Origin of the sequence: Nonomuraea phyllanthi, assembly GCF_006334985.2 — a bacterium.
GTDB classification, from domain to species: domain Bacteria; phylum Actinomycetota; class Actinomycetes; order Streptosporangiales; family Streptosporangiaceae; genus Nonomuraea; species Nonomuraea phyllanthi.
In genome coordinates this window covers 102,823-117,706 of sequence record NZ_VDLX02000006.1, presented here as the reverse complement: position 1 = coordinate 117,706, position 14,884 = coordinate 102,823, and the positions used below count along the sequence as shown (strand labels likewise).

Annotated in this window: 15 protein-coding genes; 8 read left to right on the top strand and 7 right to left on the bottom strand. The window is 72.1% G+C overall.

Annotated features, from left to right (window positions below; all coding sequences use genetic code 11):
• Positions 1-128: 128 nt before the first annotated feature.
• Positions 129-761 (bottom strand): TetR/AcrR family transcriptional regulator, encoded by a 633-nt coding sequence (locus tag FH608_RS17765; RefSeq protein ID WP_139631644.1) that lies wholly within the window; start codon positions 759-761, stop codon positions 129-131.
• Positions 762-890: 129 nt separating this feature from the next.
• Here FH608_RS17765 and FH608_RS17760 point away from each other — a divergent pair, with 129 nt between their 5' ends.
• Genes FH608_RS17760 through FH608_RS17750 form a run of 3 tightly spaced genes read left to right on the top strand, consistent with a single transcriptional unit; the run spans position 891 to position 3,515 of the window.
• Entirely contained in the window at positions 891-2,054 is a 1,164-nt protein-coding gene (locus FH608_RS17760) for an NAD(P)/FAD-dependent oxidoreductase (protein WP_226899645.1), read from the top strand.
• A 37-nt stretch (positions 2,055-2,091) separates the two neighbouring features.
• Positions 2,092-3,300 (top strand): cytochrome P450, encoded by a 1,209-nt coding sequence (locus FH608_RS17755; RefSeq protein WP_139631642.1) that lies wholly within the window; start codon positions 2,092-2,094, stop codon positions 3,298-3,300.
• 14 nt (positions 3,301-3,314) lie between these two features.
• A complete protein-coding gene (locus FH608_RS17750; protein WP_139631641.1) occupies positions 3,315-3,515 on the top strand; it encodes a ferredoxin in 201 nt (66 codons plus the stop codon).
• Positions 3,516-3,629: 114 nt separating this feature from the next.
• Here FH608_RS17750 and FH608_RS17745 read toward each other — a convergent pair whose 3' ends face one another.
• Genes FH608_RS17745 through FH608_RS17735 form a run of 3 tightly spaced genes read right to left on the bottom strand, consistent with a single transcriptional unit; the run spans position 3,630 to position 6,060 of the window.
• Positions 3,630-4,514, bottom strand: coding sequence for a 2-hydroxy-3-oxopropionate reductase (locus FH608_RS17745; RefSeq protein ID WP_139631640.1), 885 nt, complete (start codon positions 4,512-4,514; stop codon positions 3,630-3,632).
• On the bottom strand, positions 4,511-5,332 hold the full coding sequence (locus FH608_RS17740; protein ID WP_139631639.1) for a hydroxypyruvate isomerase family protein: 822 nt from the start codon (positions 5,330-5,332) through the stop codon (positions 4,511-4,513). Before FH608_RS17740 ends, FH608_RS17745 begins: the two co-directional genes overlap by 4 nt.
• 47 nt (positions 5,333-5,379) lie before the next feature.
• Positions 5,380-6,060 carry a hypothetical protein gene (locus FH608_RS17735; RefSeq protein WP_226899644.1) on the bottom strand — a complete coding sequence of 227 codons (681 nt, stop codon included), beginning with the start codon at positions 6,058-6,060 and terminating at the stop codon, positions 5,380-5,382.
• A 138-nt stretch (positions 6,061-6,198) separates the two neighbouring features.
• Here FH608_RS17735 and FH608_RS17730 point away from each other — a divergent pair, with 138 nt between their 5' ends.
• Together FH608_RS17730 and FH608_RS54400 are read left to right on the top strand one after the other, a co-directional pair.
• Entirely contained in the window at positions 6,199-7,071 is an 873-nt protein-coding gene (locus FH608_RS17730; RefSeq protein ID WP_139631638.1) for a TIGR03621 family F420-dependent LLM class oxidoreductase, read from the top strand.
• 75 nt (positions 7,072-7,146) lie between these two features.
• On the top strand, positions 7,147-7,557 hold the full coding sequence (locus FH608_RS54400) for an SDR family NAD(P)-dependent oxidoreductase (RefSeq protein WP_394367685.1): 411 nt from the start codon (positions 7,147-7,149) through the stop codon (positions 7,555-7,557).
• Here FH608_RS54400 and FH608_RS17720 read toward each other — a convergent pair.
• The 3 genes from FH608_RS17720 to FH608_RS17710 all read right to left on the bottom strand — a co-directional run bounded on the left by FH608_RS17720 (position 7,517) and on the right by FH608_RS17710 (position 11,515).
• Complete coding sequence (locus FH608_RS17720; RefSeq protein ID WP_139631637.1) at positions 7,517-8,953, bottom strand: RICIN domain-containing protein; 1,437 nt, start codon at positions 8,951-8,953, stop codon at positions 7,517-7,519. The genes FH608_RS54400 and FH608_RS17720 overlap by 41 nt on opposite strands.
• A 23-nt stretch (positions 8,954-8,976) precedes the next feature.
• Positions 8,977-10,395, bottom strand: coding sequence for a pectinesterase family protein (locus FH608_RS17715; protein WP_139631636.1), 1,419 nt, complete (start codon positions 10,393-10,395; stop codon positions 8,977-8,979).
• A 106-nt stretch (positions 10,396-10,501) separates the two neighbouring features.
• The gene (locus FH608_RS17710; RefSeq protein WP_139631635.1) at positions 10,502-11,515 is read right to left on the bottom strand and encodes a LacI family DNA-binding transcriptional regulator; all 1,014 of its coding nucleotides are present in this window, start codon (positions 11,513-11,515) and stop codon (positions 10,502-10,504) included.
• Between the two features lie 287 nt (positions 11,516-11,802).
• Here FH608_RS17710 and FH608_RS17705 point away from each other — a divergent pair, with 287 nt between their 5' ends.
• The 3 genes from FH608_RS17705 to FH608_RS17695 are packed head-to-tail and all read left to right on the top strand — an operon-like array spanning position 11,803 to position 14,878.
• Positions 11,803-12,624, top strand: a complete 822-nt coding sequence (locus tag FH608_RS17705) for a carbohydrate ABC transporter permease (protein WP_139631927.1) — start codon at positions 11,803-11,805, stop codon at positions 12,622-12,624.
• A complete protein-coding gene (locus tag FH608_RS17700) occupies positions 12,621-13,442 on the top strand; it encodes a carbohydrate ABC transporter permease (RefSeq protein ID WP_139631634.1) in 822 nt (273 codons plus the stop codon). The genes FH608_RS17705 and FH608_RS17700 overlap by 4 nt, the downstream gene beginning before the upstream one ends.
• Positions 13,439-14,878 (top strand): glycoside hydrolase family 43 protein, encoded by a 1,440-nt coding sequence (locus FH608_RS17695; RefSeq protein WP_139631633.1) that lies wholly within the window; start codon positions 13,439-13,441, stop codon positions 14,876-14,878. The genes FH608_RS17700 and FH608_RS17695 overlap by 4 nt, the downstream gene beginning before the upstream one ends.
• The last annotated feature ends 6 nt before the right edge of the window (positions 14,879-14,884 follow it).

Here is a 14,884-nt window from a genome sequence, read left to right as displayed (position 1 = left end):
GGCACCTTTTCGGAAAAGGAAAGTTGGCGGTGGCGGGCCCGCCCGTACCGGCGAGTGATGCTCAGCGCATGACGGCGACAGGGGGCGTGGGGGGAGCCGCGCTTGACGGCGGCGCGGAGCTGGGCGGGTCAGCGCATGACGGCGGCGTGGAGGGCGCTGAACAGGGGCCAGGTCAGGGCGGCCATCTCGGCCGGCGAGCGGGGGCAGCCGCGCGTGAGCCACTCGGTGGCCACGCCGATGAGCGCCCCCGCGGTGAACGCGGCGGGCACGTCGAGGTCGTCCTCGCGGTCCGCGCCTCCCTCCGCCCCCGCCTGCGGCGGCTCGCCGGCGGCCTGGCGGACGCGCTCGCGCACGGCCACGCTGACGCGGCGGCGGATGTGGTCGGCCACGCGCGGGCTGCCCTGCGGCCCGAGCAGGCTGCGGTAGAGCCCGCCGTGCTCGGCGAGGGCGGCGAAGAACTCCGCCAGCGACTGGGTCACCTCGTCCGTCGGGTCGGCGGTGCCGGGGCCGGGGGACGGCAGGGATCTGATCAGCCGGTCGATCATCGCCGTGCAGGCGGCCTCGGCCAGCTCGTGGACGTCGCGGTAGTGGTCGTAGAAGGCCGAGCGGCTCACCCCGGCGCGCTCGGCCACGTCGGACACGCTGATCCTGGACAGCTCGCGCTCCTCCACGAGCTCGAGCAGGGCCCGGGCCAGCGTCGCGTGGGTGCGGCGGACCCGCCGGTCACCGGATGAGGTGTTGCTGTCTTTCGTCGTGGCCACGTCCGTCAGTTTACCTTCTTCTTACACATGTCAGTTATCTTGCAGATGTAGGCTAACGTGAGATGGCGCGACGACCGAAAGGATCATGCTGATGCCCGTATGTGCAGCCGTCCGGCTGGGCGGCGCCCGGTGACCCCGCCGGGGAGCATCGTCATCGTCGGTGCGTCGGCCGCCGGGCTGAGCACGGCCGAGGCGCTGCGCCGGCTCGGCTACGAGGGGCGGCTCACGCTGCTGGACGCCGAGCCCCACCAGCCCTACGACCGGCCGCCCCTGTCGAAGCAGGTCCTGGCCGGCGCCTGGGAGCCGGCCCGCGCCCAGCTGCGCGGCCAGACCCAGCTCGACGCGCTGGGCGCCGAGTTCGCGCAGGGCGAGCCCGCCGTGGCGCTGGACGCGGCGGAGCGGTCCGTCACCACCGCCTCCGGCCGGGTGCTGCGCGCCGACGCCGTGGTCATCGCCACCGGCCTGACCCCGTGCCGGCTGCCCGGCCAGGACGGGCCGGCGGGCGTCCACGTGCTGCGCGGCCTGGACGACGCGCTCACCCTGCGCGCCCACCTGACCGCCGCGCGGCGGCTCGTGGTCGTGGGCGAGGGCGTGCTGGGCACCGAGGTCGCCGCCACCGCCCGCACCATGGGCCTGGACGTCACCCTCGCCGGGATGGGCGGCACCCTGCTGGGCGCCCAGCTCGGCGAGGTGATCGGCGGCGAGCTCGCCAGGAAGCACGCCGAGCGCGGGGTCCGCCTGCGGCTCGGCGTCACCGTCGACGAGCTGACCGGCGCGGACGGGCGCGTCACGGGAGTGCGGCTGGCCACCGGCGAGCTGCTGCCCGCCGACGCGGTCGTGGTGGCCGTCGGGGCACGCCCCGCGACCGGCTGGCTGGCCGGCAGCGGGCTGCGGCTCGGCGACGGGGTGGAGTGCGACTCGCGCTGCCGCGCGGCCGAGGGCGTCTACGCCGTCGGGGACGTGGCGTCGTGGGAGCACGAGGGGTACGGCAGGCGGCTACGCCTGGAGAACCGCACCAACGCCACCGAGCAGGCCCAGGTGGTCGCGGCCAACCTGCTCGGCGCCGATCGCCCGTACACGCCGATTCCCTACTTCTGGACCGACCAGTACGACGTCAAGATCCAGGCCCACGGCCTGCCCTCACCGGCCGCCGAGCTGAGCGTGGCCGAGGGCGACCCGGCGGAGCAGCGCTTCGCCGCCCTCTACCGCGAGGACGGCCGGGTCACCGGCGTGCTCGGCTGGAACATGCCCAAACAGGCCCGCCTCCTGCGCCAGCAGGCACTCGCGAACTAGACATGACCGTGCTTTTTCCCTTCACAAGGAGCTGCGAATGAGTATCGACGAGCAGGTGCTGCCCTACCCGATCCCCAACGACGCGGCGCTCGACCCGCCTCCGGAGTGGGCCGAGCTGCGCGGCACGTGCCCGGTGGCGCACGTGGAGCTGCCCAGCGGCGACCGGGCGCGGCTGCTGACCCGGTACGACGACGTCAAGCTGGTGCTGGCCGACCCGCGCTTCACCCGCCAGCTCACCGCCCCCGACGCGGCGCGGCTGACGACCGACGGCGGCGTGTTCAACAGCGAGATGGCGCAGTTCATCCCCGACGGCGGCGAGGGGCACCAGCACTGGCGGCGCCTGGTCGGCAAGTGGTTCACCGCCAAGCGCATGGCGGCCCTGCGGCCCGGGATGGCCCAGATCGCCGACGACCTCATCGACGATCTGATCGAGCGCGGCGCGCCGGGCGACCTGAGGGCCGGGCTGGGCTTCCCGCTGCCGGTCTACGTGATCTGCGACATGCTCGGCGTGCCAGCCGCCGACCGGGACCGGTTCTCGTACTGGTCCGACACGCTGCTCAACCTCACCCGCTACTCCAAGGAGGAGATCGAGGCCGCGCAGCTCGCGTTCTTCGAGTACATGTCCGGCCACGTCGCCGCCAAGCGGGAGCGGCCGGGCGACGACCTGCTGAGCGAGCTGATCGCGGCCGGCGGCGCCGAGGACGGCGGCCTGACCGACATGCAGATCCTCGTCACCGGCATGGCGCTGCTGGTCGCCGGGCACGAGACCACCGCCAACATGATCGGCAAGATGGTCGCGATGCTGCTGGCCGACCGGTCCCGCTGGGAGCGGCTGCTGGCCGACCCCTCGCTGATCCGCACCACGGTGGAGGAGTCGCTGCGCCTCGACGCCAACTCCGGCTTCGGCCTGCCCCGCTACCTGCCCGTGGAGGCCGAGGTCGGCGGCACGGTGCTGCCCAAGGGCACCACCGTGGTCTGCAGCATGGCCGCCGCCAACCGCGACGAGAACGCCTTCGAGGCCGCCGACCGGTTCGACCAGACGCGCAGCCCCAACGCGCACCTGTCGTTCGGCGCCGGGGCCCACTCCTGCCTGGGCCAGGCGCTGGCCCGCACCGAGCTGCAGGTCGTGCTCGAGGTGCTGCTGCGCAGGCTTCCCGGCCTGGAGCTGGCCGTGCCCGTGGCGGAGCTGGAGCGGGTGGAGGGGCTGGCCGTCGGCGGCCTGCGCACCCTGCCGGTCCGTTGGTGAAGGAAGGAGCCGAGATGAAGATCACCGTCGACGAGGACAAGTGCTGCGGCGCCGGCAACTGCGTGCTGATCGCGCCGGAGGTGTTCGACCAGCGCGACGAGGACGGCATCGTCGTCCTGCTGCGGTCCGAGCCGGGGGCCGAGGAGCGCGCCGCGGTCCTGGAGGCGGCGGCCGTGTGCCCCGCCGCCGCCATCGAGGTGCACGAAGAGGCATGACCTCCCCGCGCGGGCCCGGCTCGCCGCCGATGGGGTGCCGTACAAAGGCGTCCAAAGGTAGCGAGCCGCGAGGAGCATGATCAACCGCTCGCGGGCGCGTCCCCGAGGGCGGGGCTAGGGCCGGTCGGAGCCCGAGAGGCGTTCGACGACGCGCAGGAGCGCCGAGTGGTCGAGCGCGCCGTCGCCCGAGGCGTTGGCCGAGGCCACGAGCTGGGCGACCAGCGCCCCGACCGGGAGCACGACGCCGGCCTCGCGGGCGGCCGAGGTCACGATGCCCATGTCCTTGTCGTGCAGCGCGATGCGGAAGCCGGGCTCGAAGGAGTGGCCGAGCAGGTTGGCCCGCTTCTGCGCCAGCACCGCCGAGCCGGCCAGGCCGCCGCCGAGCACGTCGAGCGCCGCCTCCAGGTCCACCCCGTACGCCCGCAGGAACACCACCGCCTCGGCCAGCGCCTCGATGGTGGCGGCGACGACGAGCTGGTTGGCGGCCTTGACCGTCTGGCCGGCGCCGCTCGGCCCCACGTGGATCACGGTCCTGCCGAGCGCGTCGAACACCGGCCGGGCGGCCGCGAAATCGGCGGGCTCCCCGCCCACCATGATGGACAGGGCCGCGTTCCTCGCGCCCGCCTCGCCGCCCGACACGGGAGCGTCGAGGTAGCGCAGCCCCCGGCCGGCCGCCTCGGCGGCCAGGTCGCGGGTGACGTCGGGGCGGATCGTGGAGAAGTCGATGACCAGCGTGCCCGGGGCGGCGTGGGCGAACACGCCGTCGTCGCCGGTCAGCACGTGCTGGACGTCGGGCGAGTCGGGGACCATGAGCGCCACGATCTCGGCGCCGGTCACGGCGTCGGCGACCGACTCCGCCGCCCGGCCCCCGGCGTCGGCGAGGGGCCGGGCCTTCTCCGGCGACCGGTTGTAGCCGCTCACGGTGTGCCCGGCCTTGACCAGGTTGATCGCCATGGGGCTGCCCATGATGCCGAGCCCGATGAAGGCGATGGTGGTCACGTTGGTCCTCCTTCGCGGGCGGCCCGCTGCCCGGGTGGGAGCCAGCTGAAGGCGTCCGGCCCCTCAGCGCGGTACTCAAGCCCGACATATCCGTCGTATCCGGCAGCGTGCACGTCGTCGATCCACTGCCGGAGCGGCAGCGTACCCGTGCCCGGCGCGCCCCTGCCCGGTGCGTCGGCGATCTGCACGTGGGAGATGCGCGCGGCGTGCCGCTCGATGACGGCGGGCACGTCGTCGCCGTTGACCGCCAGGTGGTAGAAGTCGGCGAGCAGCCCCACGCGGGCGCCGGGCACGCCGGCCACGCGGTCGAGCACGGCCACGGCGTCGCCGGCCGTCAGCAGCGGGTAGCGCGGGGCGCCGCTGACCGGCTCCACCAGCACGGTCCCCGCCACTCCCCGGGCGCAGGCCGCCAGCATCTCGGCCGCCAGCTCGTCCTGCTCCTCCGCCTCGACGCCCTCGACGCGGTTGCCGTACAGCGCGTTGAACGCCCGGCAGCCGAGCCGCTCACCGATGGCCGCCACCACGGGGATGTTGTCCAGCAGCTCGCGCGACCGCCCCGGCCACGACACCAGCCCCCGGTCGCCGCCCGGCATGTCGCCCGCGAAGAAGTTGAGCCCGCTCAGCCGCACCCCCGCGTCCGAGACGGCGCGGACGAACGCGTCCGCCTCACGGTCGCCGGGCACGGCGACCTGCCACGGCCACCAGAACTCGACCGCCGTGAACCCGTCGGCCGCCGCCGCGGCCGGGCGTTCGAGCAGGGGCAGGTCGGTGTAGAGGATCGAGCAGTTGACGCTCCACCGGCTCACCCGCGGGCCCACGCAACCCCTCCCAAAGGATCAATCGTCAGACGAGTATACGATTCGCGTCATTGGTCGTGGCCGGCCTCGTGGAGCGTCCCGTCCAGCTCGCGGAGTGCCCGGTCGAGCTCCTCCATGGCGGCGACCGTGTCGAGGACGCCCAGCTCCGCGGTGAGCCGTACGGCGTCGCGCACCGCGTCCTCGCCCGCCGCCTCCAGGGCCACGGCCACGTGCGCGCGGAACGACCCGCCGAAGGAGCGGGCGGCGACGTGCGCCGTCAGCGCCACGAACGCCCGCTCGCGCACGCTGAGCCGCACCTCCGACCAGGCCCGCCCGAGGCGGGAGGCCAGGAAGCCGTTCAGCCACAGGTCGTCGGCGCGCGAGCCCGGCCCGTGGGCGCCCTCGGCCACCTGAGCGGGCTCGGCGGCGGTGTCGATGCCCAGCTCCTTCGCGACCTGCTTGAGCCGCCCCAGCGCGTCGGCCGCCGCCGGATAGCCCGCGTACGGGGCGACGAACCTGATCAGGGCCAGCATGTCGGCGTACGGGACGCCGTGCATGTTCATGGCCATGACGTGCATCGTGTACGCCAGGCCGAGCCGGCCGGAGCACACGTCGTGCGCGGTGATCTGCAGGAGCTTCTCCCGCGTGCCGGTGCCCGGCAGGCCGAACGTCAGCCCGGCCGTCTCCAGGCCGATCTTCTCGAACTCGGGGTCCACGTCGGCCAGCGGGCTGCTGGGCAGGTCGACCATGAGCGCACCTCTTCCTCGTCGGTGGCACCGGGACGGCGCGCCCGTCGCGCGCCTTCCCTCCACGCCCGAGACGTTATATCCTCAGCCGAGGACTTACAAGTCTCCATATAAGGACTTTCCTTGGAAGGGACGGCCAGGATGTTCAGGTTCGGAGTGGTGCTGCACGAGCCCGCGACCCGCCGCGCGTGGGTGGAGAAGTGCAGGCGGGCGGAGTCCCTCGGCTACGACACCATCGCGGTGGCCGACCACCTGGGGATGCCGGCGCCGTTCCCCTCCCTGCTGCTCGCCGCCGAGGCGACCGAGCGGGTACGGCTCAGCACCCACATGCTCAACGCCGGCTTCTACCGGCCCGCGCTGGCCTACCGCGACGTCGCGTCCACCGACCTGCTCACCGAGGGGCGGCTGGAGCTGGGGATCGGCGCGGGGCACGCACAGGCCGAGTTCGAGGCCGCCGGGCTCCCGTACGGGAGCGGCGGGGAGCGGGTGGACGCGCTGGAGCGGATGGTGGCGGAGCTGCGCCGGATGTTCGCCGACCCCGCCGCGCTGCCCCGTCCCGCCCAGCCCTCCGGGCCGCCCATCATGATCGCCGGCAGGGGCAACCGGCTGCTGCGGTTCGCCGCGCGGGAGGCCGACATCATCGGCTTCAACGGCGCCGCCGCGGGCGCGCACACGGGCGGGCTGCCGGCCTTCGCCTCCAGGGCTGAGATGGCCGAACGGGTGGACTACGCCCGCGCCGCGCTGGGCGAGCGGGCCGGCGCGGTGGAGTTCAACAGCACGGTCCCGGCCGTCGTCATCACGAACGACCGCAGGGGGGCGCTGGAGCGGCTGGCGCACCACGCGCCGCAGCTCAGCGTGGAGGAGCGGGGGGAGGTGCCGAGCCTGCTGGTCGGCACGCGCGAGCAGATCGCCGATCAGCTCCGGGCGAACCGGGACCGGCTCGGCTTCTCGTACATCACCGTCATGGAGAACTCCCTGGAGCCGATGGGGCAGGTCATCGAGCTGTTCCGGTAGGGCAAGGGCCTCAGGGGCCTCAGGGGCCTCGGTGAGGCCGACTCCGGCCGACATCACGTCGAGAAGGGATCGATCATGTCCAAGACCGTGCTGGTCACCGGGGCGTCCACGGGGATCGGGCGGGCGACCGCGCTGCTCCTCGCCCGGCAGGGCTTCACCGTCCATGCCGGCGTGCGCAAGGACGCCGGCGGCGAGGCCCTCGGCCCGGCCGTGCGGCCGCTACCCGGTGGGCAAGGGCTCCCGCGTGATGAGCACCCTCGGCCGCCGGCTCCCCCAGCGCACTCTCGACACCCTGCGCCTTCGCGCCCTCGGCCTCTCGTGACACCGCTCGACGCGCCGATTCGCCCCAGGAGACGGTGCCGCCTCGCCCTGGAGACGGTGCCGATTCGCCCAGGAGACGGTGCCGCCTCGCCGGCGCGCGGGCCGGCGAGGCGGCGGGAGGAGATCAGGCGCCGATGTTCGCCTGCGGCCCCGCGTACGTCCTGAGCAGGGACGGCACTTCGGCGGCCGGGTCGAGCGTGTACACGTAGAACGAGCCGGGCGTGAAGGCCGAGCCGCTCGTGCTCTGCTTGCCGGTGCAGCTGACGCAGATGCTCCCGCTCTGGCGCAACTGGGCGGTGGGGTCGGGGTAGTACGGGTCCTTGACGTGGTCGTAGTAGCTGTTCTCGATCACCATCTTGGTGGCGCCGCGCGAGTAGTTGCCGTAGCTGGCGACGTTCTGCAGGTAGTTGTTGTACAGGTGCGCGTACGCCACGTTGTCGGTGCTGGGGTTGCGCTGGTTGGTGTCGTGGATCCAGTTGTGGTGAATGGTCATCCGCGCCGTGACGTTGTCGGTCCAGCCGATGCCGAACGCCTTGTTGTTCTCCGACAGCACGTTCCAGGACACGGTCAGGTAGCTCGTGTCCTTGCGGCTGTCGATCAGGCCGTCGTTCATGCGCGTGATGGTGTTGTGGTCGATCCAGACGTGGTGCGCGGTGTCCATCTGGATGCCGTCGTAGTCGTACTCCTTGTCGTCGGGGTCGTCGTCCGCCATGCGGGTGTCGCGGATGGTGAGGTTGCGGATGATCACGTTGCTCACGCCGGAGCCCAGGAAGAAGCCGCCGTTGACGATGTGGCCGCTGGTGCCGACGCCGACGATGGTCTTGTTGGAGGCGACCCTGATCTCGGTGCCGTACGGCGTGACGGTGATCGCGCCGTTGACCCTGATGACGTACGGAGCGCTGGCCGTGGCGTACCTGACCAGGTCGGCGTAGTTGGAGACGGTGACCGTGGCGCCGCCCGCGCCGCCGGTGGTGGTGCTCAGGCCGTTGCCGCTGGTGGCGGCGAACCCGTCGGCGCTGTCGGACCAGTCACGCCCGCCGCCGCCGGCGCTCTCGAAGGCCCACTGCTTGTTGCTGTTGTGGGTGCAGGTCTCCTGGATGACGGCGGCGCCCGAGGAGGTGGAGGCGCCCTCGTCGCTCATGCACAGCCCGCTCGCGACGCTGATGACCTGGTACGTCCCGCTCCCCGAGGCGGCGAACCGCCACAGCTGGTTGGTCTTGTCGCCGGCGCCGCACCCCCACTGCTGCAACCGCAGCCCCGAGGTGGCCGCTCCGTTGGGCACGTCGACGCATCGCTCGCTGTTCACGTTGCGGATCGTGTAGGTGCCCGACCCGGCGGACACGACCCGGAACCGCTGCCAGGCGTCGCCCGAGCAGCTCCACTGCTGGAGCTGCGCGCCGTTGTCCTTGGAGCCGCCCACCACGTCCAGGCACTTGCCGCTCTTGGTGACCTTGAGCTGGTAGACGCCGCCGTCCACGGGGGCGGCGGCCTGCGCGGGCGCGGCCGTCAGCCCGATGGCGGCCAGCACGGCCAGTACGGTGAATGTCGCACGGATGTTCATGATGGTCCTTCCGCGGGGCGGGATCAGCCGACGGGGTTCCAGCCGTCGGAACCGGCGAGATACTTCTGCGGGGTGTAGTTCGCGGCCTGCGAGTCGCTGAGCTGCGGCCGGTTGGAGTTCGTCCCGGCTCCCGCGCCGGTGTTGCGGTACTCGAAGAAGCGGGCGTTCTTCCAGGAGTTGCTGGACATGTCGGTCCACGGCTGGGAGGTCTTGATCAGGGAGCCGAGGGTGGACTCGCGGTAGAGCACCTGCGCGTTGGGGCGCCAGGGGCGGCCCAGGTTGGTGCTGCCCGCCGCGGACGCGCCGGTGATGTTCGACCGGTAGAACAGGAAGCCGTACGTCTTGCCCGCGTCCGTGCTGGCCGCGGTGTAGACGCCGCCGCTGCTCCGCTTCTCGTAGATGTCGCAGTCGTCGAAGACGATGGTGCCGCCGCCGAAGATGAAGTCGACGGTGCCCTCGATGTAGGAGTCGGTGACGTACGCCCGCGTGTCGTCGTTGACGAGGAACGTGTCCTGGTCGCCGAGCAGCCGCACGTTCGAGAACCGCGCCCGGTCGGCGTTCAGGTTGAGCGCCACCGCCTGCTGGCCGCTGGTCTGGGAGTTCTCGTCGAAGTCGTTGGAGATCGTCAGGTTGGTGGCGACGAAGTCGTGGCCGTCGACGAACGCGGTCGCGCTGCCGGATGTCCCGTATGCGCCCGCATAGTGGTTGTTAACGATCACAACGTCGGCAGGAGAGGACCCCAGCCCCTGGAGCGTGATGTACGGCTTGTTGGCGGGCACCCGGACGATCTCCCGGTACGACCCGGGCGCGATGGTGATCGTGACCCGGCTCGCGTTCCCCGCAGGCACGGCGTCGATGGCGGCCTGCACGGTCCGGTACGTCCCGCTGCCGTCCGCCGCCACCGTGGGCCTGGCCAGCGGCTCGAAGGCCCATTGCTTGTTGCTGTTGTGGGTGCAGGTCTCCTGGATGACGGCGGCGCCCGAGGAGGTGGAGGCGCCCTGGTCGCTCATGCACAGCCCGGTGGCGACGCTGATGACCTGGTACGTGCCGCTCCCCGACGCGGCGAACCGCCACAACTGGTTGGTCTTGTCGCCGGCCCCGCAGCCCCACTGCTGCAACCGCAGGCCGGAGGTGGCCTCGCCGTACGGCACGTCGACGCACCGGCCGCTGTTCACGTTGCGGATCGTGAAGACCCCGGACCCGGCGGACACGACCCGGAACTGCTGCCAGGTGTCCCCCGAGCAGCCCCACTGCTGCAGAAGCGCGCCGTTGTCCTGCGAGCCGGCCACCACGTCCAGGCACTTGCCGCTCTTGGTGACTTTGAGCTGGTAGACGCCGCCCGCGGCGGGCGCCTCCGCCGCCAGCGCGGCCGGCGGCGACACCCCCAGGACGACCGCCGCCGCCGTGAGCAGGGTGAGGCCCGTGAGCTTGCGCACGAACATCGTGTGTTCTCCTTCCTCGTCGCCACCGAGAAAGAAGGACGCGCCCCATATATGTCAACCCAAGAAACAAAATGGCCGGGAAAACCGGAGGTCGGGTCTGAAAGTTTCAGGCGGGGGCGGTGCTGCCCCGTACGACGAGGGTGGTCGGCACCTCCAGCCGCTCCGGCGGCAGGCCGGACAGCAGCGCGGACAGGGCGGCGCCGCCCAGCTCGGACCAGGGCTGGCGCACGGTCGTCAGGCCCGGAACGGTGTACATCGCCGCCAGCGAGTCGTCGAACCCGACCACGCTGACGTCGCCCGGCACCCGCAGCCCGCGCTCTGCGAGCGCCTGGCAGACGCCCACGGCCATCGTGTCGGAGCAGGCGAAGACGGCGGTCGGCGGCTCGGGGAGCTCGGCGAGCAGGTCGCGGGTGACCTGCAGGGCGATCTTGGGCTGGAAGTAGCCGCACATCTCCCAGCGCGGGTCCACCGGCAGCCCCGCCCCGGCCATGGCCGCGCGGTAGCCGGCCAGCCGCTCCTCCGCGCACGGCACGCCGGGCCGGCCGGTGACGATGGCGATGCGCTCGTGGCCCAGGCCGATCAGGTGCTCGGTCGCGGCCCTGGCGCCGGCCAGGTTGGCCGCGGCCACGACCGGCACGCCCCTCGGGGGCGTGCGGCGCGGGTCCACGAGCACGGCCGGGATGCCCTGGTCGGCCAGCCACGCCCGCTGCGTGGCGGTCGGCGACGTGCGCACCAGCAGCGCCCCGGCGCTGTCGCGGGCGCCGATCCGGTCCAGCCAGGCGGGCGGCGGCTGGCCGTTCTTGGTGCTCCTGGCGGCGGTGGAGACGACCACGTCCACGCCGAGCCGCCAGGCCGCGTCCTCCACGCCGCCGAGGATCGCCAGCGCGTACACCGAGTCCAGGCCCTGGAGCATGACGTCCACCAGGCTGCCGCGCGCCGGCTTGAGCCGCCGGCGGGGATAGCCGCGCCGCTCCAGCACCTCGGCCACCAGGCGCCGGGTGTGAGCGGAGACGTCGGACCTGCCGTTGAGCGCTTTGGAAACGGTTGCGACGGAGACGCCCGCCTCCCGGGCGATCACGGACAGCTTGGGCAACGGCCGGGGCTGGTCTTCTGCCGTCATACCCCCACTTTCCTCCCCGCCGCCGGAGAATGACCAGGCCATACCCCCGAAAATTTCGAAATTTAGGCATTTCCCCTGGTAGAGGCGCTTGCCACCTTCTGCTGCCATTGACGCCGAGCTCGGTGCTGCCGCAACGTTTCCTGCAACCGATTGCACTCCCCGCTGCCCCCTGCACCCCGAAGGAGAGACGCACGTTGGCCGTCGTCTCGGCGCGTCCGCCCGGCTCAAGACCCCGCCGAAGAGGGAGGTGGACCCCCTACGCGCTGATCGCCCCGTCGGTGATCGCGATGCTGGGGTTCCTCGTCTACCCGATGGGCAGCGTCATCTACTACAGCCTCCAGCACTACAACGTGACCAAGCCCTGGGACAACGGCTTCGCCGGGCTGGAGAACTTCGCCAGGCTGCTCTTCGACGACCCGATCTTCTGGCAGAGCCTCGGATTCAGCCTCAAGTGGGTGGTCGTGCAGGTCGTGCTGCAGTTCCTGCTGGGGCTCGCTCTCGCGCTGATCGTGAACGAGAGCTTCGTCGGCCGCGCGATCTCGCGGGCGCTGGTCTTCTCGCCGTGGGCGGTCTCCGGCGTGCTCACCACCGCCATCTGGGTCCTGCTCTACAACCCGTTCACCGGAATCTCGCGCTACCTGGCGGACCTGGGTCTCATGGACTACGGCGCGGCGCCGCTGGCGAACCCGGGCACCGTGTTCTGGGCCGCGGTGGTCGCCGAGCTCTGGCGCGGGGTGCCGTTCTTCGCGATCCTGCTCCTCGCCGACCTGCAGTCGGTGTCGAAGGACCTGTACGAGGCCGCCGCCGTGGACGGCGCGGGCCGGACGCGCCGCTTCTTCCACATCACGCTGCCGCACCTGCGCGACGCGATCATCCTGTCCACGCTGCTGCGCTCGGTGTGGGAGTTCAACAACGTCGACCTGCTCTACACGCTGACCGGCGGCGGCCCCGCCCACCAGACCACCACGCTGCCCCTCTACGTGGCCGCGCTCGCCGCCCAGTCGCACGACTTCGGCTACGCCACCGCGCTCACCACGGTCGCCTTCCTCATCCTGACCTTCTTCTCGATCGCCTACCTGAGGCTGAGCAAGTTCGGGGTCAAGGCATGAGCGGGCGGCGGAGCCGGGTGTCGCGATGGCAGATCTACGTGCCGCTGGCGCTGTACCTGCTGTTCACGCTGGTGCCGTTCTACTGGATGCTGGTCTTCGCGTTCCGGCCGGCGGGCTCGACGGCGGTCTTCCCGTGGCCGGTCACGTTCGAGCATTTCGCCACGGTCTGGAATGGGATGGGGTTCGCCGTCTTCTTCCGGAACAGCCTGATGGTCGGCGTGGCGTCCCTGATCACCACCACGGTCGTGGCCCTGGCGGGCGGGTACGCCCTGGCCCGCTACGCCTTCCGCGGCAAGGGCGCGTTCATGGTCGGGATGCTCTGCACGCAGTTCATCCCCGGCGCCCTCATGATCATCCCGCTGTTCGAGATCTTCCGCACGCTGGGGCTGACCAACTCCCTGTGGAGCCTGGTCGTCGCCGAGACGGTCTTCCAGCTGCCGCTCTCGCTGATCCTCATCAGCGGCTTCATCAGGAACATCCCGTACGAGCTGGAGCAGGCGGCCTGGGTGGACGGCTGCTCCAGGCTGCGCGGCTTCCTCGCGATCGTGCTGCCGCTGCTGCGCCCCGCGCTGGTGGCGGTCGGCTCCTTCGCCTTCATCCACAGCTGGAACAACTTCCTTTTCGCCCTCATGTTCATCAACGACCAGGAGAAGTTCACCGTGCCCGTGGGCCTGGCCTACAACCTCGGCGAGAACAGCGTCGACTTCGGCGCTCTCGCCGCCGGCGGCGTCGTCGCCGCACTGCCCGTCGTCGTCGTCTTCGCCTTCATCCAGCGTTACCTCGTCCAGGGGATGTCCGCCGGGGCGGTGAAGGGATGACCGGGGAGACCTACCGCAACCCGGTGCTCAACGCCGACTGGTCCGACCCCGACGTGATCCGCGTCGGCGACGACTTCTACCTGACCGCCTCCAGCTTCACCAAGGTGCCGGGCCTGCCGGTCCTGCACTCGCGCGACCTGGTCAACTGGACGATCATCGGGCACGCCGTGACCCGCGGCTACGACGACGTGCGGCCCGGCTGCGGGGTGTGGGCGCCGTCGCTGCGCCACCACGGCGGCCGGTTCTGGATCTTCTACGGCGACCCCGACGTGGGCATCTGCTGGGTGAGCGCGGAGGACCCGCGCGGCCCGTGGACCCCGCCGCACGTCGTCAAGCCCGGCTCCGGGCTGATCGACCCGTGCCCGCTGTGGGACGACGACGGGCAGGCGTACCTCGTGCACGCCTGGGCCAGGAGCCGCTCCGGCGTGAACAACCGGCTCACGCTGCACCGCATGGCGCCGGACGGCAGCCGGGTGCTGGACGAGGGCACGCTGGTCGTGGACGGCGACCTGCTGCCCGGCTACCGCACTCTGGAGGGTCCGAAGCTCTACAAGCGCGACGGCACGTACTGGATCTTCGCCCCGGCGGGCGGCGTGGAGCAGGGCTGGCAGTCGGTCTTCCGGGCAGATTCGATCTCCGGCCCGTACGAGGACCGCATCGTCCTGGAGCAGGGCGGCACCGACGTGAACGGCCCGCACCAGGGCGGCTGGGTGGACACCCCGTCCGGCGGGCACTGGTTCATGCACTTCCAGGACCGCGGCCCCTACGGCCGGGTCGTGCACCTGCAGCCGATGGAGTGGGGCGACGACGGCTGGCCCGTCATGGGCGACCGGGGCGAGCCGGTGGCCGGCGGTCCCGTGCCCGTCCCGGGCGGCGCGCCGAGCGCGCCCGCCACCTCCGACGACTTCTCCGGCCCCGGGCTGGGGCTGCAGTGGAGCTGGCAGGCCGACCCCGACCCCTCCTGGTGGGAGCTGCGCGACGGCACGCTGCGGCTGGCCTGCGTGCCGGGCCCCGAGGACCTCGGGCGGCGGCCGGCCGTGCTCGGGCAGCGGCTGCCCGGCGAGCCCTGCACCGTCACCACCACGCTCACGCTGGAGGGCGAGGGGCGGGCGGGGCTGGCCGTGGTGGGCGGGGCGTCCGCCTCCGTGGGGGTGGAGCGCACGCCGGACGGGACCGCCGTGGTCTGCGGGGACCTGCGGCCGGTGCCCGTCGGCGACGGCCGGCCCGTCACCGTCGGGGCGCGCATCGGCGAGGGGGCGCTGGTCACCTTCCTCGCCGACACCGGCGACGGGCTGTGCGAGGTGGGCGAGCCCTTCCAGGCCACCCAGGACAAGTGGGTGGGAGCGGTGCTCGGCCTGTACGCCGCGGGGGACGGCGAGGGCCACGCGATCTTCGAGGCATTCACCGTCCATATCGACGGGCACATCGAGAGGTAGATGGCT

What these genes read in the sequence shown, in the direction of transcription:
- FH608_RS17720 (WP_139631637.1), bottom strand. Translation starts at nt 8,953, where the DNA reads ATGAACATCCGTGCGACATTCACCGTACTGGCCGTGCTGGCCGCCATC.
- FH608_RS17750 (WP_139631641.1), top strand. Translation starts at nt 3,315, where the DNA reads ATGAAGATCACCGTCGACGAGGACAAGTGCTGCGGCGCCGGCAACTGC.
- FH608_RS17715 (WP_139631636.1), bottom strand. Translation starts at nt 10,395, where the DNA reads ATGTTCGTGCGCAAGCTCACGGGCCTCACCCTGCTCACGGCGGCGGCG.
- FH608_RS17700 (WP_139631634.1), top strand. Translation starts at nt 12,621, where the DNA reads ATGAGCGGGCGGCGGAGCCGGGTGTCGCGATGGCAGATCTACGTGCCG.
- FH608_RS17735 (WP_226899644.1), bottom strand. Translation starts at nt 6,060, where the DNA reads ATGGTCGACCTGCCCAGCAGCCCGCTGGCCGACGTGGACCCCGAGTTC.
- FH608_RS54400 (WP_394367685.1), top strand. Translation starts at nt 7,147, where the DNA reads ATGTCCAAGACCGTGCTGGTCACCGGGGCGTCCACGGGGATCGGGCGG.
- FH608_RS17710 (WP_139631635.1), bottom strand. Translation starts at nt 11,515, where the DNA reads ATGACGGCAGAAGACCAGCCCCGGCCGTTGCCCAAGCTGTCCGTGATC.
- FH608_RS17730 (WP_139631638.1), top strand. Translation starts at nt 6,199, where the DNA reads ATGTTCAGGTTCGGAGTGGTGCTGCACGAGCCCGCGACCCGCCGCGCG.
- FH608_RS17695 (WP_139631633.1), top strand. Translation starts at nt 13,439, where the DNA reads ATGACCGGGGAGACCTACCGCAACCCGGTGCTCAACGCCGACTGGTCC.
- FH608_RS17755 (WP_139631642.1), top strand. Translation starts at nt 2,092, where the DNA reads ATGAGTATCGACGAGCAGGTGCTGCCCTACCCGATCCCCAACGACGCG.
- FH608_RS17705 (WP_139631927.1), top strand. Translation starts at nt 11,803, where the DNA reads ATGCTGGGGTTCCTCGTCTACCCGATGGGCAGCGTCATCTACTACAGC.